This window comes from Treponema sp. OMZ 790, from assembly GCF_024181285.1.
Classification (GTDB): Bacteria; Spirochaetota; Spirochaetia; order Treponematales; family Treponemataceae; genus Treponema_B.
Genome location: NZ_CP051201.1, coordinates 1,559,293 through 1,576,240, shown reverse-complemented (window position 1 = coordinate 1,576,240; position 16,948 = coordinate 1,559,293). Strand labels below are relative to the sequence as shown.

Sequence of the window (16,948 nt, the reverse complement as noted above, 5' to 3'; positions counted from 1 at the left end):
TTGGAGGGTTATTAAAATGAAAAAAAGAATTTTTGCTTTAAGCATCATGGCTTTATTGGTTTTGGCTGTTTTTGCCGAAAATCCGGCTCTTGTAAAGCCCAAAACCGAAAAAATCGAGATTAAGGAAAGACCGACAGCCGTAATTTATTGGACTAAAATGGATGTTCCCGGTTTGGAAAATCAGCTCGAATTTTACCTTACTTATGAAGAAAGTAATGATACCTATAATGAAGCCGACTGCGAAAAATTCATTATGGAATTTATCGCCGAATACAAGCGAATCAATGTTTTTTCAAAATTTGAGGTTGAAGACTTAAAAGCCGCCGCAATAGGAAAAACAAAAACAACCGTTTTAAAACGTGTTATCTTTCGAAAAGTACGCTAGTTCAGTTTAAAAGCTGTTTAAACCTTAGGCACTTCTAAAACTTAAATGTATTGGAAGTGCCTTGCTTTTTAATAAGACGACCTATTGAAACTTTTTTTGTTTTGTTATAAACTATAGGGTATATTCTTATAATTTGGAGTTATATTATGGGTGGTTTAGGTATTGCATTGTTGGTGCTTTTTGTCATAATTTGTGCGATTATTATCTTTTTGGTTTTGTTGCAAAACGAAGAAGGAGATAGTTTGGGAGGGCTTTTTTCAGGCGGCAGTAATTCGGCTTTCGGTTCAAAATCGAGCAATGTTTTAACAAGAGCTACATATGTCGTTGTTGCCCTGTTTTTTATAACGACTTTTTTATTGGCACTTATTACAAAAACTCCATCGGATTCAGGCTTGTCTGAAGAGGCAATGAAAAAACAAACTGAAACATCAACCGAATGGTGGAAAACCGATAGCGGTGTCGATAAATCGGACACCGATTCAAAAAAAGACGGTGAGTAAGCTAAAAGAGATATCGATAAAGTCGATATCTCTTTTTTTTGAAAATATTTAAAATTTAAGTGTTTTAAAGGTCTAAATTACGAGAAAAAGCCTTAAATAATGTCTAAAGCCCTTGACGGAAGGGCTTTTTTCCATTTAGAATACATTAATAGAGGTTAATATTTGGAAGACGCATATACAATAGTGTTAAAAGATGAACAAGTGCTTTCCGCTCTATGCGGTGCCAATGATAGAAATTTGGATTTTCTTGAACGCTATCTCGGTGTGCCGGTTGTTTGCAGAGGTAATGAGGTGAGTGTTCTAAGCGCTGATGATGAGGTTTGTAAAAAATTTCAGCATGTAGTTGATAAGGCTGTAAATTCCTCTGAAATAAAATCCGAAAACTCATCGGAATATATAGAATCTCTTATTTCCACTATAAACGTTTCCGAAAAACAGGATTTCGCATCGGGATGTATTCATATCCCGAGGGGAATTCGTTCGGTATATCCAAAAAATGCCCATCAGCTTGAATTTATTCACTCAATCCGCAATAATGATGTAAGTTTCGGTCTTGGGGCTGCAGGTACGGGAAAGACTTATTTGGCCGCAGCATGTGCTCTTCAAATGTTGATGTCGCGGCAGGTGCGAAAGATTATTTTTACAAGACCGGTAGTCGAAGCAGGAGAAAGTTTGGGCTTTTTACCGGGTGACCTTGTGCAAAAGATAACGCCTTATTTAAGGCCTCTTTATGATTCTATAGAACTTTTAATGCCTTTTGAGCTTATACGCCAAATGGAGGAGTCCAATATGATTGAGGTTGCTCCTTTGGCCTATATGAGGGGACGAACCCTTCATAATGCCGCCGTAATTTTGGATGAGGCTCAAAATACAACCAGGGAGCAAATGAAGATGTTTTTAACGAGGATGGGCGAAGGTTCCAAGCTCATTGTAACAGGCGATCCCTCTCAATCCGATATTTCATCGGCCAAGGGTTCAGGACTTGTTCATGCAGCAAACCTTCTATCAAAGATCAGGGGAATAGGTATTGTACATTTTTCTTCTGAAGATGTAGTGCGCCATTCTCTCGTTCAAAAAATAATTACAGCTTATGATAAAGAATAAAAAGCAAAATAAGTTAAAAGAAAAATTATCCTCCATAAGTCTTATATTTAAAAGAAACAAGGCTTTTGTAATTTCGGTTTTGGTAAGTTTTTTAATTTTATCGGTATTGATTTATATCAATGCATACGAAAACTCCGGTTTTTCCAAATTGACGATTTCGGATTTTGAAGCCGGAATGGTATCGGATCGGGATGTAATATCGAACCGAAACATAGAAGCTATTGATGAAAAAGCGACGGAAATACGGAAAACTGCTGCAAAGCACTCCATAAAAGCCGTTTTTTATAAAGATAACTCTGTTTCTGAAAATATGATAAGGGAATATTCGGAATTTGCAAGTTTTATAATCGGATTAAAAGATTCATCTAAGAGTTTTACTGCTTTTAAATTTATGTTTATGGAAAAATATCCGGTACTTCTTTCGGAAGTTGATTTGGAACGCATATATAAGTCCAAAAGTTTTTATGAAATAACTTCGCTTGCACTGAGCATTCTAAAACAACTTTTAGATATAGGTATTATAGAAATGCCTCTTACGGGGCTTGAAGAATTAAATGATGCGGAAATAAGCCTGCGTAAAAACCAAAATCAAAAGCAGTCCTATACAAACGTATTTTTGACAAACTTGGTTTTATTCTACAATGTAAAAGCTCAGATTAAAACCTTTCTTTCCGATATGAAAAAATCGAATCTTGAATTGGATGTTTTAAGTGTTCTTTTGCCGTTTGCTCAACCCAATATTTTGTTTGATGCCGAAGAAACGGAAAAAAGAGTGGAGGAAGCTTTAAAAAAAGTTTTACCTGTAAAAATAACCATAGAAAAAAATCAGAAGATTATAAGGCGGGGCTTTATAATATCGGAGGATGCTTATACACGCCTTAAAGCCTACATAGGGGATGGAAAATATGTAGATTTTTGGCAGATTGCTGCCGGTATAGTTTTTTTGACCCTGTCAATGATAACGAGTTTATTTTTATTTTCACAGAAAATTATAGGGCAAAATTTGGATTTTAAATTCAAATTACTCCTTTTAATTTCGTTTGATATTGTTTATATTTTGCTTCTTTTTGTTTCGGGGATTTCATTTTTTTCTTATCCCCTTAATATTGTACCGGTACTGCCTATTACCTTTTTTACAATGCTGATTGCCGCTTTAATTTCGCGGAAAATTTCTGTTCTTACGGTTTTTGTGTTCACCCTTGCCGTTTTCGGTGCAACAGGATTTAAAATTCAGCCGGCACTCTTTGCTGTGCTTGCCGGGCTGGCCGGAGCAGGCATGGTAAATATTACAGGACGCAGAATGGACCTTATCAAAACCGCTTCCGGCTTGATTCTTGTGCAGCCGTTGATTTTGCTTTGTATGTTCTTGATTTTTCCTGATTCTTCAAACGATAAATCCGTTCTTTTATTGGGAACTGCAGCAAACGGTTTTATAAGCGGAATACTTGTTTTGGGATTTTTGCCTATTTTAGAAACTTTAATGAACGTGCCGACCAATTTCCGTCTTATGGAATTGTCGGATCTTAATTCTCCCATCATGAAAAAAATGCTTATAACTGTTGCAGGAACCTATAACCATTCTATGATGGTAGCCTCTCTGGCTGAAAGCGCCTGCCGCGAGATAGGAGCAAACTCTATTTTAGCCCGTGTCGGCGCCTATTACCATGACATCGGAAAAATGGAGCAGGGAGAATATTTTGTAGAAAACCAAACAAATTACAACAAACATATGGACATAAACCCGCGGCTTTCGGCTACGGTAATAAGAAGCCATGTAAAAATAGGAATTGAAAAAGCAAAACAGTTACACTTGCCTCAGGCCGTCATCGATATAATAGCCGAGCACCATGGAAACAGCTGCATATCCTATTTTTATGCAAAAGCAAAAGAACTTGACCCGAATGTCGATATCGAGGATTTTTCTTATCCCGGAATACCTCCCCGTTCAAAAGAGTCGGCTGTGGTTATGCTTGCAGACATAGTTGAGGCTGCATGCCGCACCTTAGAAAAGCCTTCTGTTCCCCGGCTTGAAAAATTTATAGATGAGCTCGTATCCGGGAAAATAAAGGCCGGACAGCTTGATAACTCAGATTTGACATTCCGTGAAGTCAACATAATAAAGGCTTCCTTCGTAAAAATTTTAGCCGGATACTATCATTCTCGAATAGAGTATCCCAATCAAAAAAATATTGATGATGATGAGAGCGTACAAGCTCAAAAGGAAAACAATAATGTCTAATTCAATCAGTGTGTCATTTAATGATGAACCTCCGGGGGCTATCGACCCTTTAAGAGTCGAAAACTTTATCTCCACGGTTTTAAACGATTTAAACCTCGATAATTGGGATATTTCTCTGCTTTTTTGCGATGACGGTTTTATCCGCAATTTGAATAAACAGTATAGAAATATCGATTCTCCCACTGATGTGCTTTCTTTTGAACAGGGAGATGAGTATTTTGATGATGAGGGAGAAAAAAGGTTTATGGCAGGAGATATAGTCATAAGTCTTGACAGTCTTAACTTTAATGCCGAAGAATTTAATGTAGGAATAGATGAGGAATTAAAACGGCTCATTGTTCACGGAATTTTGCATTTAAACGGAATGGATCATTCCGACAATTCTCCTGAACAGGAAATGCTCAAATTTCAAGAAAAATTGCTTGGTCAATATAAAAATATAATTATTTATCGGGTATAGTTATGGGAATAATGGATTTATTTAAAAAAAAGGGTAGTGTAAACAATATTCTAAAAGAGAGCTTAAACGATGAAAAGCGCGATATGATACGCGGCGTTGTAGATTTATCGGATACGGCGGTTAAAGAGGTAATGATTCCGCGTATTGACGTAGATTTTTTAGCCCTTGATACGCCCGGCGACGAAATTTTGGACAGAATATCTGAAAGCGGTCATTCCAGATTTCCTGTTTATGACGAGTCTATCGACAATGTTATAGGCATTCTTTATGTTAAGGATATTATTAAACTTTTAACTAAAAATCAAAAGATCGAGCTTGATAAGATAGTGCGCCGTGCTTTTTTTGTTCCGGAATCTAAACGTATAGATGCTCTTTTGGCCGAGTTCAAAAGGCGCCATGTTCATATCGCAGTTGCCGTTGACGAATATGGGGGTGTTTCAGGCATTGTCTGTATGGAAGACATTATTGAAGAGATTGTAGGCGATATTCAGGACGAATTTGATAATGAAGGAGATGATATTACCGAAATAGCCTCAGGAGTGTGGCTTTGCGATGCCCGTGTTGATTTGGATGATTTAGCCGAAACAATTAAAAGTGAAGATCTGCCTGTAGATGAGTTTGAAACTCTGGGCGGCTTTGTATTCGATCTATTCGGAAAGATACCTGCCAAATATGAAAAAACGGCATGGAATGATTTTGATTTTATCGTTCAGGATATGGACGGGCACAAGGTTAAAACCGTTAAAATTGTTTACAATAAAGATTTGCAAAATTAATGTGAGCCGGACTTATTTATTGCAATCATGCCGATAATATGATATGATAAGGGCGTTATTTTATGGGAGGAAATTTATGAAAAAGCCTTTTTTCGGATTTATATTTACCGTTTTATTTTCAGCCTCTTTATTCTGCAATCCTGCAGATCTATATCAAAAAGGTGCCGAATATCAGGCTATGGAAGATTGGTACGGTGCAATCGAGATGTACCAATCGGCTTTAAAGGAAAATCCTTCATATAATTTGGTCTATCAAGGCTTGGCCGAATGTTTTTATGCTTTGGATGAATATGACCAAGCCCTGTCCTTTGCCGAATCAGCCCGAAGATATAAAAAAGACGATCCCGATTTAAAAAATCTTCACGGCTTTATTTTGGTCGGTTTAGGAAAAATAGATGAAGCCAAAATTCTTTTTGATGAGGTATTAAAAAAGTATCCCAATAACCCCGAGGCCCGTTTCGGTTTGGCCGAAATAGAAATTTCTCAAGGAAAACTCTACCTTGCTTCAGAAATGTACAAACAAAATCTCACCCGTCAGGGTGAAAATAGAAAAGCTCTCCTTTCTTTAGCTCTCGTAAGTTATGAAGCCGGAAATATGAAACAAGCCGAGGAGTACATAAAAAGAGCTTTAAAATACCATGGAGATAAGCCTCAAGTTCATTATTTTGCGGCCTATTTAAATTCTCTCGAAGGAAAACTGGAAGAAGCTGAGGGGCGCATTTATGCCGCAATCAAATTAAAAGAAGATTATGATGATGCCTATGCCTTGCTTGCCTCTGTCCTTTACGCACAAAGGCGTTATGAAGAGGTTATAAAGATTTCCGATATGAGGATTTCCAAAAAAAGAGACAGAGCCGATGCATGGTATTTAAAAACTTTGAGTTTAAGGCGGCTTGGGAAGCACGGTGATGCCGTAAATGCCGCTAAGGTCGGGCTTTCTTTAGATGCTGATGACGAAATAATGCGCTGTCTTTTGGAAGAACTTGCAATCGAAAATCTTAATTTTGAAGATTCTTTCCGCATGGAACTTTCAAAATATCATGCAGAAAAAGCCTTGGGTTTTTCACGGCGCAACATGACTGAACAAGCTCTCTATGAGTTCAGAAGAACCTTAAAGATATATCCTTATGATGTTGAAAGCCGGGAGTCTTATGCACGCATTTTATTACGCCTCGGTTATCCTGAAAGATATTTGGAACAAATGCTTTTTATTCAGTCAATTGTAAAAAGTAATAATAGGGTAAATGACGCTGTTGAAGCTTATGAAAAGCATCTTTTAAGCTCCATTCAATCGAAGTGGCGCATAGACTCTCTTTATCTTGATAAGGGCCACATATCGATAGGTTTATTTTATGGCATGGAAAGCTCAAATGTTTTACACCCTGAGGCCGAGCGTATAACCCAGATTTTAACCTCAGATATTTTTTCATATAATCCTAGGTTAAAAATAAATTCTTATTCAGATAAACCTGTTTCGTACAGAGAAGCTGCAAAAAAATCCCGTACTGAAAATGAAGACTATTTCGGTATTATAAAACTGAAAGAAAACCGAAGAGACATTCAGCTTATATTGGAACTTTATGTTTCCAGAACTGGTTCTCCTGCAAGGACTTTTACCGTTTACCGCTCCGGAAATGATAGATTTTCGAACGGTATAAGGCGTCTTTCTTCGGTGCTTAACGAAGCAATGCCGATTGTAGGTAAAGTTTTAAATCGGTATCAAAATGAGGCTGTTATCGACATAGGAAAACATGATTCTGATTTTAAAGACATGAAAATAGCCGTCATAAGAAAGGATCGCTTGGTCATCGAAAAGGAAGGTTTGGGAATTGTTTTTGATCCTTCAGACCTCTTAGGTTATTTTGAACCTTCAAAGTCTGAAGAGAATTTGTCTGAAGGCCTTTTAAAAAGAAAAGGTTATTATGACAGAATGAATGCAGGAGATTCGGTAATTCTTTTCAGTGAAAACGGAAAAGAAAAACCCGCCGAAGATTATGCCTATTTTGGTCAAAAAAATTCTTCGCTGCTTTTACTTCTTAGGAGAATTCGCTAGTTCCAAGAGGCAATAATGAGCCCATTCTTTAGCCTGAGACGGATACATGTCTTGGGCAGTTAAAAATTCCAATAGGGCCTTGTCATACATGTTTTGGAAAAAAAGAGTTTGGCCTATATAAAAATGAGTTCTTGCAGAAATTCTTGAAGTCCTTCTTATTCTTAAAAAATTAGTAAGTTCATTTTCGCATTTTTGCCAGTTTTTTGTATAAAAATAATCGTTTAAAATTCTTTGCAATTCCATGCTTTCTCCCCCGTCGGGTGTTTTTTTGTCGTCAGGAAAGATGTATGGTTCAAGCCTTTGAGAAGAAATGATAAATTCTCTGTAATCCTTTTTTTCGGCTGTAAGAGTATTTATTAGGGTTTCTGTTTGGGAAGAAAAAAATTCCGCTCTCTTTTTGGGCTGTTTTGCAAGATTTAAAAAAGGAAGAGGTACCGGCCTGTTTTGAGGCTTTTTGTTTTGATCTCCAACGGAACCGAAAACTTCGACCGGACTGCTGATCGTATTTATTCCGTTTATAAACTGTATATTTCCCGAAGCTATTTCGTTTTCTTCAGCTATTGCATAGTAATAAGGTATGCCGGGAATAGGGGAGTCGAAAAAAGGAAGGCCCTTATCGGTTATGTTTGCAATCGGAATAGCTTCTGCAAGCGAGCTGATAGACGAAAAACTTGAGGTTGATCTGTAAATGATTAAATTTCGCCCTTCAGGTTTAGCTTTCCAGCTTATCATTACCGATTTTTCCCTTAAAAGAATCGAAAAAGATATAAATGCGAATTCTTCCGTTTTTTCTTCTTCTTGTGGTTGAGTTGAAAATTCTATTTTTTCGGAACCCGTTTTATCGGGTCTTACCTCAGGCATGATTTGCTGCAGCTCATTTTCACCTGCAACTGTTTTATCGCCAATAGGAGCTTCTTCTGCAAAGCCAAAAGCTGCAACAAAAAATAAAAATATAATAAACCCTTTTTTCATATCTTTATTTTCGTCCTTTTTTTAAAAAAAATCAAGAGGTTCACGGTTAACCATGGGTTAATTTGCCTGCAAGTTATTCGGATTCGTAAAAGTTCCGCGTACCTTTACCGCATTATGCGAACCTCCGTTATTTGTGATTTGGCCGCTATACCATGTGAAATCGTTTACATGTAAGGCTTGTCCTTCAAACAAAGAACCTGATGCTACATTGTTAGGCTTCGTATGACCTTTTATGATCGGGCTGTTTTCGTGAGACGCACCGTTTTCACCGATTGTAATAGTACCGAATTGATTATAAATTCCCATACCATAAGATTTTACCTTTTTCCCGGGTTTCGGAATAAAGGTATTATTTTCTATTTTTGTTTTTCCTTTAATGATTAAATTAACATTTCCTCCGTCTATACCGCATCCTTTTACATTCAAATACTGGTCTGTGTTACTTATTGGTCTAAGATCTATTTTATTGCCTAAAATCTCACATCCGTCTATAACGGCAGTATAGTCGATATAAGGCAGGCCAACCCCTCCGCCGCTAATGCTGTAACCGTTATATCCCACAGGATTATATGTATTATTCATAATTTTAGAGTTTTTCAATAAAAGGTATCCGCCTCCCGGATTTTTATAGTCAATACGAATACCTGGACCGCTACCTGCCGTTTCACAATCTTTTATTGTTACATCAATAAGCTCAATATTGGAGGCTGCATCAGCATAAACTCCGCCTCCGCCTGATCCATGGATACTTGCCTCTGTGTTATCTTTTGCATTTTTTAGAGTCAAATTTTTAAGGGTCAGGTTTTTCCCGGATGCAACTTTAAATATTCGGCTTTTTTGGGCGGCATCAATTTCCACACCGGAGTCTTTTCCTTGGATAGTGAGATTTTTGCTTATCTCAATCTGTCCGAAATCGGTGGAAGTTGCAGTAACATTATTTTCAACAATAAAATAATCCCCATTGGAAGCTCCTTGTATTTGACTTTTTAATGTGCTCCATGAATTAGAACTAATTACAGTACCTTGCTTAACTATAATTGTTTTCGGGTTATTCTGTTTGGATTGTAATTGATGATAACCTGACGCTTGAGGCGTAATGTTAAACATATCTTTTATTTCGGCAGGGTGTTGAGTAACCGCATTATCAATAACGATTACTTCAGGGGCTCCGGTATAATTCTCAGGCGTTATGTGGGCAACAATACCTCCTGCAGGTGAGAGGTCTCCCTTAACCGTTATTTTTGTGCCTGACTTAAGATAAACATCATTTTTTCCTTTTCCGGAAGATGGGCTGATAGTTACAGCACCGGAAATTTCAAGGGACCCGCTTACAAATACGGCTCCGCCTCCACTAGCTCCGGCAGGAGCTTCTCCGTTTTTAAGAGCTATATTCTTAAGGATTAAGGTCTTCCCGGCTGTAATATTAAAAATACGGTTTTTTTGATTTGCATCCAACTCGGCATCGGTACCCTTACCCTGAATAGTGAGATTTTTGTCTATTGTAATTTCATCCTTATTTGGATAAGAATTACCATCAATTGTTTGAGAACCATCATTAGCCTTGATCTTACCATTTATTTCGATAGTCATGCCGGCAGATGCCGTTGCAACTGCATGATGAAGTTCTGCCCAAGTAGCTACGGAAGGACTTGTAGACCTTTTTATTGCGGCACCGGATAAGCATTTTTCGTCCATCAATTTCAAAGTAAATTCTTTTGGAGTTCCGCCGCTTACTTGCAAATCAGTCTTAAAATAGATTATCCAAGGGTCTGTAGGCTTAGTTCCGCCCGATACAAGCGGCTCAACAGAAACTGCATTTAAAAGGCGGCCTCCCGAACCGGTAATATTAAAACCGGCAGTACCTACCGTAATGTTTATCTTGTTCGCGGAATCTAAACCGCTTACCCAAAGATAAGCTATATCTTTATGCAAAGGCTGATTTACTCCCTGCACTTTAGCCATGTCGGTCATATTCTTTGCTTTAAAGCATAAAACATAGTACCCGCCGGATTTATATAATCCCTTATATTCGAGAGCGGGCGGCTTAGTGTTTGCTTTAAGTTTAAGGTTGTAGCTTTGTTCAAATTTACGGCCGTCCTTACCGTAAAGGGTAATCTTAGGGCTTAAATCTTGACTGCCCCATTCGGAATATTCTAAAAAATCCCGTTTATAGATAAGCTCAACACGGTCAGGAGCCGTTTGCTTAAGTTCGTAATCTACACCGGGCTTGGGAGGTGATGTACCATCCCTGCCCTTTACGCCGCTTTCAAAAAGGACTATGTCCGAAGATGAGCCTAAAACGGCTTCTTTAAGCTCATATTTTTGAGGATTTATAAGTTTTAATATGATTTTTTGTTCGTTAGCAACTGTACTTGGAAGACAAAAATAACCGTTTTCATCTATTTCGGCAGGAGGGTTTTCAATATCTGTAATCTGTACTGTGGAGGCCCAATAAGCCAAATCGGTTTCAATATTCGCTAAAAACTGATTACAGGCTGATAAAATAAAAGCCAAACTTATAATCAAAAAAAATAATTTTTTACACATATCATAAATCCTCCATAGTCATATTATAAGCGATTAATTGCTTTTTTTCAATATACCGGCATACCCGTTTTTACCTATCTTGAATAAAAGTGATTTTAATACTAAAATGTGTACTTATGAAAACGGGTTTTATTGCGGAAAGAGCAAAGCAGCTAAAAATTTCATCTCTTTCGATTTCTGAAGGCTTACGGTCAGGCGGATTCAGTTCGGCTTTTCGCGGTCAGGGTATCGAATTCGATTCTGTGCGGGAATACGAAACAGGGGATGACGTACGCTCCATAGATTGGAACCTTACGGCCCGAAGCGGTAAAACCTTCGTTAAAATGTATCGTGAAGAAAGAGATTTAAGCATTTTTATCTGTGCGGACTTTTCACTTTCCATGGAACCGGGGCTCGATAAAATCAGTCCTAAGGAAAAGGCCGTCGAGACTGCTGCTCTTTTAGCCTTTGCGGGAAGCCATATTTTTTCTCCTGTAGGAGCCCTTTTCTTTGATGGAGAAAAAGGTCCATTATTTGTTCCCCGGACGGGAGAAGACCATATTTTGGCCATATTAAAATCTATGGAAGATTTTGCTTTTTCTAAAAATCGAAAACCTTTAAACGGAACCCGTATTGCAGCTTCAATGACGGCTGCTTCCAAGATTTTGCGTTCACGCTCTTTGGTAATTATTATTTCAGACTTTAAAGTCGAAGGTTACGAAAAACAGCTCGGCCTTTTGGCCGCAAAGCATGATGTTGTCTGCATTAAAATACACGGTTCAATAGATTCTTCTTTACCGGCGGCAGGCTCCATAAGGTTTAAAGACCCTGAAACTAATTTTAGGATGCTTTTGCCTACAGGTTCTAAAATTTTTCAGATGGAGTACAAAAAGAATTTTGCTGAAGACATATCGAGATGGGAAAATACCTGTAAACATTCTCTTGCAAATCCCGTCTTACTCGACATAAATGAAGATACCGTAAAAGTATTAGGCAACTTTTTTTTGTCTAAGCAAAGTAACCGGAATATTTTTAAAAATAATCCGGGTAAATTGAGGGCGGATGTATGGAAGGTATTTTGATTCCTCAACAGGTTTTTGTTGGAGACTCTGCAGAATTTTTATTTCCGATTGACGCTTTAAGTTCTTTCGATCCGTCCGTTTTAATGTCCGGAGCGTTTAGGATAGAAACAATAAAACAAAATTCTTTTATGGACATAACATCGATTCAAATTAAAAAACAGGAAAAGAAAGAATATATATCCATAAATTTTACTCCGTGGGAAACCGGTTCTATTTCGTTTCCTTCACTCCATGAAGCAGGCATTAACGATGCAATTCCTCAGGTTTTTATTTCTTCAATATTGGAAACGGCAAAGGTCGAAGTTTTACAGCCTCCTCGTCCTCCTCTTTTAATTCCGGGTACAAGCTATTTGCTTTATCTTATTGCATCGGTAAGCGGTGTTCTTATTTTTACTTCAATAATGATTATTTCCGCATTAAGAAAACATTTTTTTGTGTATTCTTTTTCCCGGGCTCAAAGAATTAGAATCAGAACTTTAAATAAATCTTTGCGAAAACTAAAACGGCAACTGTCTTCAGTTTCTTCTTCCGAAGGGCTCGAAATGATTACAAAGAAAAAGGATTGGTTAAAAAAATTTGAATTTGTATTTAGAAGATATTGTTTTAGTTTAACATCATCAGAAAAAGAGCTGCGGTCGGGTGATGGAGATTGTATGACATATTCCGAAATTTTGGAAAGTCTTAAAAATCGATTTGAAAATACATACGGCGTGTATTTTGAATTTGAAAAACTTTTTTTTAAATTACAGGATCTCCGTTTCGGTAATTCGGATTTGACAAAAATAAATTTTGAAATGGAAACTATGTATTTTTTAAATCAAACAATTAAACTTATAAAAATTGCAGAATCGGAAATTCAAAAAGTAATGAATGCCAAGCAAAAGATAAATACAAAAACAGAGGCTGCCGTAAATGATTAGCTTTAACCATCCTTTTTTGCTTTTGCTGATTTTGATTTTTCCTTTCTTCTTTGTATTAAAAAAAAGCGGCTTGATGTCGAATCCCGAATTAAATTTAAATTTGGTTAATTGGAAAGGCTTGTTTCCTAAAAGAAATAAGCTCATGGAATTCGGCAATTTTTTATGTTATTTGCTTTGGTATTCGGGAATTATTTTTTTAATAATAGCTTTATCTGAGCCGGTAATTTTTAAAAATAAACAGGTTTATACCGACTCCGGAAGTTCGATTATGTTCCTATTGGATATAAGTCCTTCTATGGCTGCAAAGGATATGAACGGCGAAACCAGAATTGCAAGTGCAAAAAAAATTATAAGAAAATTTGTTGCAAAATATCCGGGAGACTCTTTCGGCTTGACGGCACTTTCCAGTTCTGCCGCCCTTATTGTGCCTCCCACGATTGATCATCAGGTATTTTTATCCCGCCTAAATTCTTTGGATATAGGAGAGTTGGGCGACGGAACTGCAATCGGCATGGGGCTTGCGGTTTCTTCGGCTTATATGACAAGAACAAAGTTAAACTCTTCGTATATTGTTTTACTTACCGACGGAGAAAATAACACCGGTGAGATTAATCCTAAAACCGCAGCGGAATCTTTGGTAAATAAAAATATCGGGTTCTATGTTATCGGAATAGGAAGTTCAGGATACACCACTTTGGAGTATACCGATAAAAAAAGCGGAAAAACTTACTCAGGTTCTATTTTTTCTAAATTCGATGAATTCGAATTAAAAAAAATTGCCCAATACGGGAACGGTAAATATGCTTCTGCCTCTTCTCCTGAAGTCCTTGAGGATATATTTAGTACCATATCAAAACAAGTTCCTGCAGCTCAATCAAATTTTACACAAATTATCGAAGAGAATTTATATGTCTATTTTTTGGTGGCCTCGATATTTTCTTTTGTAATTGTATGGTTTTTACGCCGTATTTTTATGAGGGTATACCTATGATAAGTTTTGAAAATTCGTATTACCTGTTTTTTATTTTTCTTTTGGTCCCCGTTCAGTTTGTTTTTTATATGAACTTGAAAAAGATAAAAAAAGCTTATTTGGGTTTGGAAAATTCCAAAAAAATGATTAAAAAAGCAAAACTGCGTTCTTTCTTTTTTTCCGGTGCATGGATTTTTTTGATCTTAGGTTTGGCTTGCCCGCTTTGGGGTTCTAAACCTGTTTCTGTCAGGAGGCGGGGGGTATCCGTGATGTTCGTTTCGGATATTTCGAAAAGTATGAGCATTCAAGATATTCAGCCAAGCCGAATTGCAGTGCAGCGGCAATTTTTAAAAATATTACTCGAAAAAATGCATAAAACATCTCCTGAGCTTGCAGTAGGACTTGTGATCACAAAAGGAGACGGTGTTTTATCTGTTCCTTTAAGCTTTGAAAAAAATGCTCTTTCTTCTGCTATTGATGCCCTCTCTCCGCTGATTCTTTCTTCGTCAGGCACCAATCTTGAATCCGGAGTTTTACGCGCTTTGGACTCTTTTGGAGAAAACAGGGGAAACTCAAAAATAATAGTTTTATGCACTGACGGAGGAGAAACCGCCGGCTCACTTTTGCATGCTGCAGAAAAAATAAAAAAAACAGATGCCGTGCTGATCATTGTGGGTTTTGGAACGGTTGAAGGCGGTAAAATAAGGGTTCTTGATGAAAAAGGAGTTTCGCAATTAAGAGATACAAGATTGGAAGAAGCTTTTTTGAAGAAGGCCGCAAATATAGCGGGCGGAGAAAGTATGTACGTTTCAGCCTTGAGTTCAGGCTCAATGGAAAACATTTTGAAAATAATCGATGCGGGCACTGAAGGTGTCGAAAAAATGGTTTATATACAGGAACCTGTAAAAAGAAATTTTGAAATGCTTTTGATTTCTTTTATATTTTTATGTTTGGGCGGAGTATCGTTTTATGGTAAAAATAAGTAGAATAATCTGTATAGGTTTTATCGTTTTTGTTATTTCGTCGTGTACTAAAACCGACAGGGTAAAACTTAATTTTCTTTCGGGATATCTTGCATGGAAACAAAATGATTGGAACAAGGCTGCATCAAAATTCTTGAATTCTATAGATTTAGCAGAAGAAGCCGACGATAAAGAACTTAAAAACTATGTTGATTTTGCAGTCGGTTCCATTTACCTTATGCAAAATGAAGATTCTTCCGCTCTTTCCCGTTTTGATGCGATAAATGAAAATAAAGATGAAACATTAAATTCATATATTTATTACCAAAAAGGAATAATAGAATTTAAAAATCAAGATTACGGAAAAGCTGTAGCGTTTTTTAAAAAATCCCTTGAACTGAATCCGAACAGCATTGATGCTAAAATTAATTTTGAACTGAGTATGCGCTATCAAAAAAAACAAAAAGATAAACCTGCTAATTCTCAAGGAGTGAATATTTCACAAGATGAAGAAGATAAATTATCCGAGAAAACTATTTTAAATTTGATACGAAAAAAGGAGAAAGAGCGATGGCAAGACAGAACACAAGAAAACAAACAACCTTCGGCATTCGATTATTGATAATTCTTTTTATTTTATTTTTTTATTCGGCTTATGCCCATGCCGGAATTGAAGAAGATATAAATCTTTCATTTTCATCAAGCCCGCTTTTTATCGATTCTGTTTTTGAAGTAAAAATAAAATTGGATGAAACTTCTTTGTATTATTACAAGTCATCGGATATTCCTAAACTTATTATTTTGGATGAATCTGAAGCTCTCGAATTTTTAGATTCGGGAATAAGTTCACTCTATGGGGGAATTTTAATTACCAATAAATATAAACTTAAAAAAATTGGAAACTTCGAGCTCATACCTTATTTATCGCTGGGGAATTATCAGACAAAGCTCAATACCTTTTCAATAAAGGTAGAGCCGCCCGCTTTGTCAACGGATACAATGTTTAAATGGAAAATATTGGAGGCGGATACTTATTCTTCTGTAAAAGAAATTGTTCAGGGCAAAAAGTATTTGATTGTTCTTATAGGCTTTTTTTATGATCATTTTCGCGATGCAGGAAAATCTTCTGTTCTTGACGTAAACTGCCGAACTCCTGAAAATTCTATTTTGGAAGAAGCTGACGCTCTTAAAATGAATAATTCCGCTATAGAAGAAACAGGATGGAGGGCTGTGTCGTATTTTTTTTGGACGCCTTTAAAGGCCGGCAAGATAGGCCTTCCGGCGCCTCAAATAAGCATTGCATCGGAATCTAAAGTTTCACGTAAAATTTACGTTCGAGAACAAATTGTAACCGTAACTAAGGGGTTTGTTAAACCCTCCGAAGAAAGCGATGAAGAAAAAAAAGCTCTTGAAAGTTTAAAACCTGCTTTAACGGTTAAAAATAATTCGGCAGCTCAAAATGATTCAGACAATTATAAAAAAGATTTTGAAGAAAAAATATCAAAGGCTGAAATGATTGCAGAGATGCGGACAAAAGAAGCCGGTTTGTTTTTTACGGGACAAATAAAAAATAAACGGCTTGAATATGAAAAAGAATTGAATTTAAAGGATGGGTTCCCGGTTAGATCCTCAATTTTTAAAAAAGGACTTTGGGTTGTTTTTTTTATTTTGTCGGTAGCGGAAATCTATTTTTTTATTTTTTTTAAGAAAAAAAATATGATGACTAAAATTTTTTTGATGGGCGGGCTTATTCTTATTTCGGTTTTTATATTTTTTTATTCCGGGCAGTACGAAAGAGCCGTCTATAGACCTACAGACCGTGATGAAGAACCATTGGTTTATCACATTCCCGAAAAAAACGGAACTGTAGTCAGTTCATTAAAAATAGGAGAAACCGTTATCATAAAACAAAAAACTTCAGAATGGTTTTTTATCGAAAAAAAAGACGGAACAGGCGGCTGGCAAAAAAGATGCGAATTTATTATAAGCGATTAGGATA

General features: G+C 36.7%; 15 protein-coding genes. 13 read left to right on the top strand and 2 right to left on the bottom strand.

What is annotated here, in order from left to right:
• The first annotated feature begins 16 nt into the window (after positions 1 to 16).
• The 7 genes from E4O01_RS07635 (at position 17) to E4O01_RS07605 (ending at position 7,517) form a co-directional block, all read left to right on the top strand.
• Positions 17 to 385: a hypothetical protein gene (locus tag E4O01_RS07635; protein WP_253691416.1), complete on the top strand. Its 369-nt coding sequence runs from the start codon at positions 17 to 19 to the stop codon at positions 383 to 385.
• A gap of 146 nt (positions 386 to 531) precedes the next feature.
• Positions 532 to 885 carry a preprotein translocase subunit SecG gene (gene secG / locus E4O01_RS07630; RefSeq protein WP_253691415.1) on the top strand — a complete coding sequence of 118 codons (354 nt, stop codon included), beginning with the start codon at positions 532 to 534 and terminating at the stop codon, positions 883 to 885.
• A 162-nt stretch (positions 886 to 1,047) separates the two neighbouring features.
• Entirely contained in the window at positions 1,048 to 1,989 is a 942-nt protein-coding gene (locus E4O01_RS07625; protein ID WP_253691413.1) for a PhoH family protein, read from the top strand.
• A complete protein-coding gene (locus tag E4O01_RS07620) occupies positions 1,976 to 4,228 on the top strand; it encodes an HD family phosphohydrolase (RefSeq protein WP_253691411.1) in 2,253 nt (750 codons plus the stop codon). Before E4O01_RS07625 ends, E4O01_RS07620 begins: the two co-directional genes overlap by 14 nt.
• Entirely contained in the window at positions 4,221 to 4,688 is a 468-nt protein-coding gene (ybeY, locus tag E4O01_RS07615) for an rRNA maturation RNase YbeY (protein WP_253691410.1), read from the top strand. Before E4O01_RS07620 ends, ybeY begins: the two co-directional genes overlap by 8 nt.
• A gap of 2 nt (positions 4,689 to 4,690) precedes the next feature.
• Entirely contained in the window at positions 4,691 to 5,464 is a 774-nt protein-coding gene (locus E4O01_RS07610) for a hemolysin family protein (RefSeq protein WP_253691408.1), read from the top strand.
• Positions 5,465 to 5,540: 76 nt separating this feature from the next.
• Positions 5,541 to 7,517 (top strand): tetratricopeptide repeat protein, encoded by a 1,977-nt coding sequence (locus tag E4O01_RS07605; RefSeq protein ID WP_253691406.1) that lies wholly within the window; start codon positions 5,541 to 5,543, stop codon positions 7,515 to 7,517.
• Here E4O01_RS07605 and E4O01_RS07600 read toward each other — a convergent pair.
• Complete coding sequence (locus tag E4O01_RS07600) at positions 7,494 to 8,489, bottom strand: tetratricopeptide repeat protein (RefSeq protein ID WP_253691404.1); 996 nt, start codon at positions 8,487 to 8,489, stop codon at positions 7,494 to 7,496. The genes E4O01_RS07605 and E4O01_RS07600 overlap by 24 nt on opposite strands.
• 57 nt (positions 8,490 to 8,546) lie before the next feature.
• Entirely contained in the window at positions 8,547 to 11,036 is a 2,490-nt protein-coding gene (locus tag E4O01_RS07595) for a right-handed parallel beta-helix repeat-containing protein (protein WP_253730142.1), read from the bottom strand.
• Positions 11,037 to 11,152: 116 nt separating this feature from the next.
• Between E4O01_RS07595 and E4O01_RS07590 the strand changes: the two genes are divergently transcribed.
• Genes E4O01_RS07590 through E4O01_RS07565 form a run of 6 tightly spaced genes read left to right on the top strand, consistent with a single transcriptional unit; the run spans position 11,153 to position 16,944 of the window.
• Positions 11,153 to 12,097: a DUF58 domain-containing protein gene (locus E4O01_RS07590; protein WP_253691399.1), complete on the top strand. Its 945-nt coding sequence runs from the start codon at positions 11,153 to 11,155 to the stop codon at positions 12,095 to 12,097.
• A complete protein-coding gene (locus E4O01_RS07585; protein ID WP_253691397.1) occupies positions 12,082 to 13,017 on the top strand; it encodes a hypothetical protein in 936 nt (311 codons plus the stop codon). Before E4O01_RS07590 ends, E4O01_RS07585 begins: the two co-directional genes overlap by 16 nt.
• The gene (locus E4O01_RS07580) at positions 13,010 to 14,008 is read left to right on the top strand and encodes a VWA domain-containing protein (protein WP_253691396.1); all 999 of its coding nucleotides are present in this window, start codon (positions 13,010 to 13,012) and stop codon (positions 14,006 to 14,008) included. Before E4O01_RS07585 ends, E4O01_RS07580 begins: the two co-directional genes overlap by 8 nt.
• Positions 14,005 to 14,973 (top strand): vWA domain-containing protein, encoded by a 969-nt coding sequence (locus E4O01_RS07575; protein ID WP_253691394.1) that lies wholly within the window; start codon positions 14,005 to 14,007, stop codon positions 14,971 to 14,973. The genes E4O01_RS07580 and E4O01_RS07575 overlap by 4 nt, the downstream gene beginning before the upstream one ends.
• Positions 14,957 to 15,571, top strand: coding sequence for a tetratricopeptide repeat protein (locus E4O01_RS07570; RefSeq protein WP_253691392.1), 615 nt, complete (start codon positions 14,957 to 14,959; stop codon positions 15,569 to 15,571). Before E4O01_RS07575 ends, E4O01_RS07570 begins: the two co-directional genes overlap by 17 nt.
• Entirely contained in the window at positions 15,520 to 16,944 is a 1,425-nt protein-coding gene (locus tag E4O01_RS07565; protein ID WP_253691390.1) for a hypothetical protein, read from the top strand. Before E4O01_RS07570 ends, E4O01_RS07565 begins: the two co-directional genes overlap by 52 nt.
• The last annotated feature ends 4 nt before the right edge of the window (positions 16,945 to 16,948 follow it).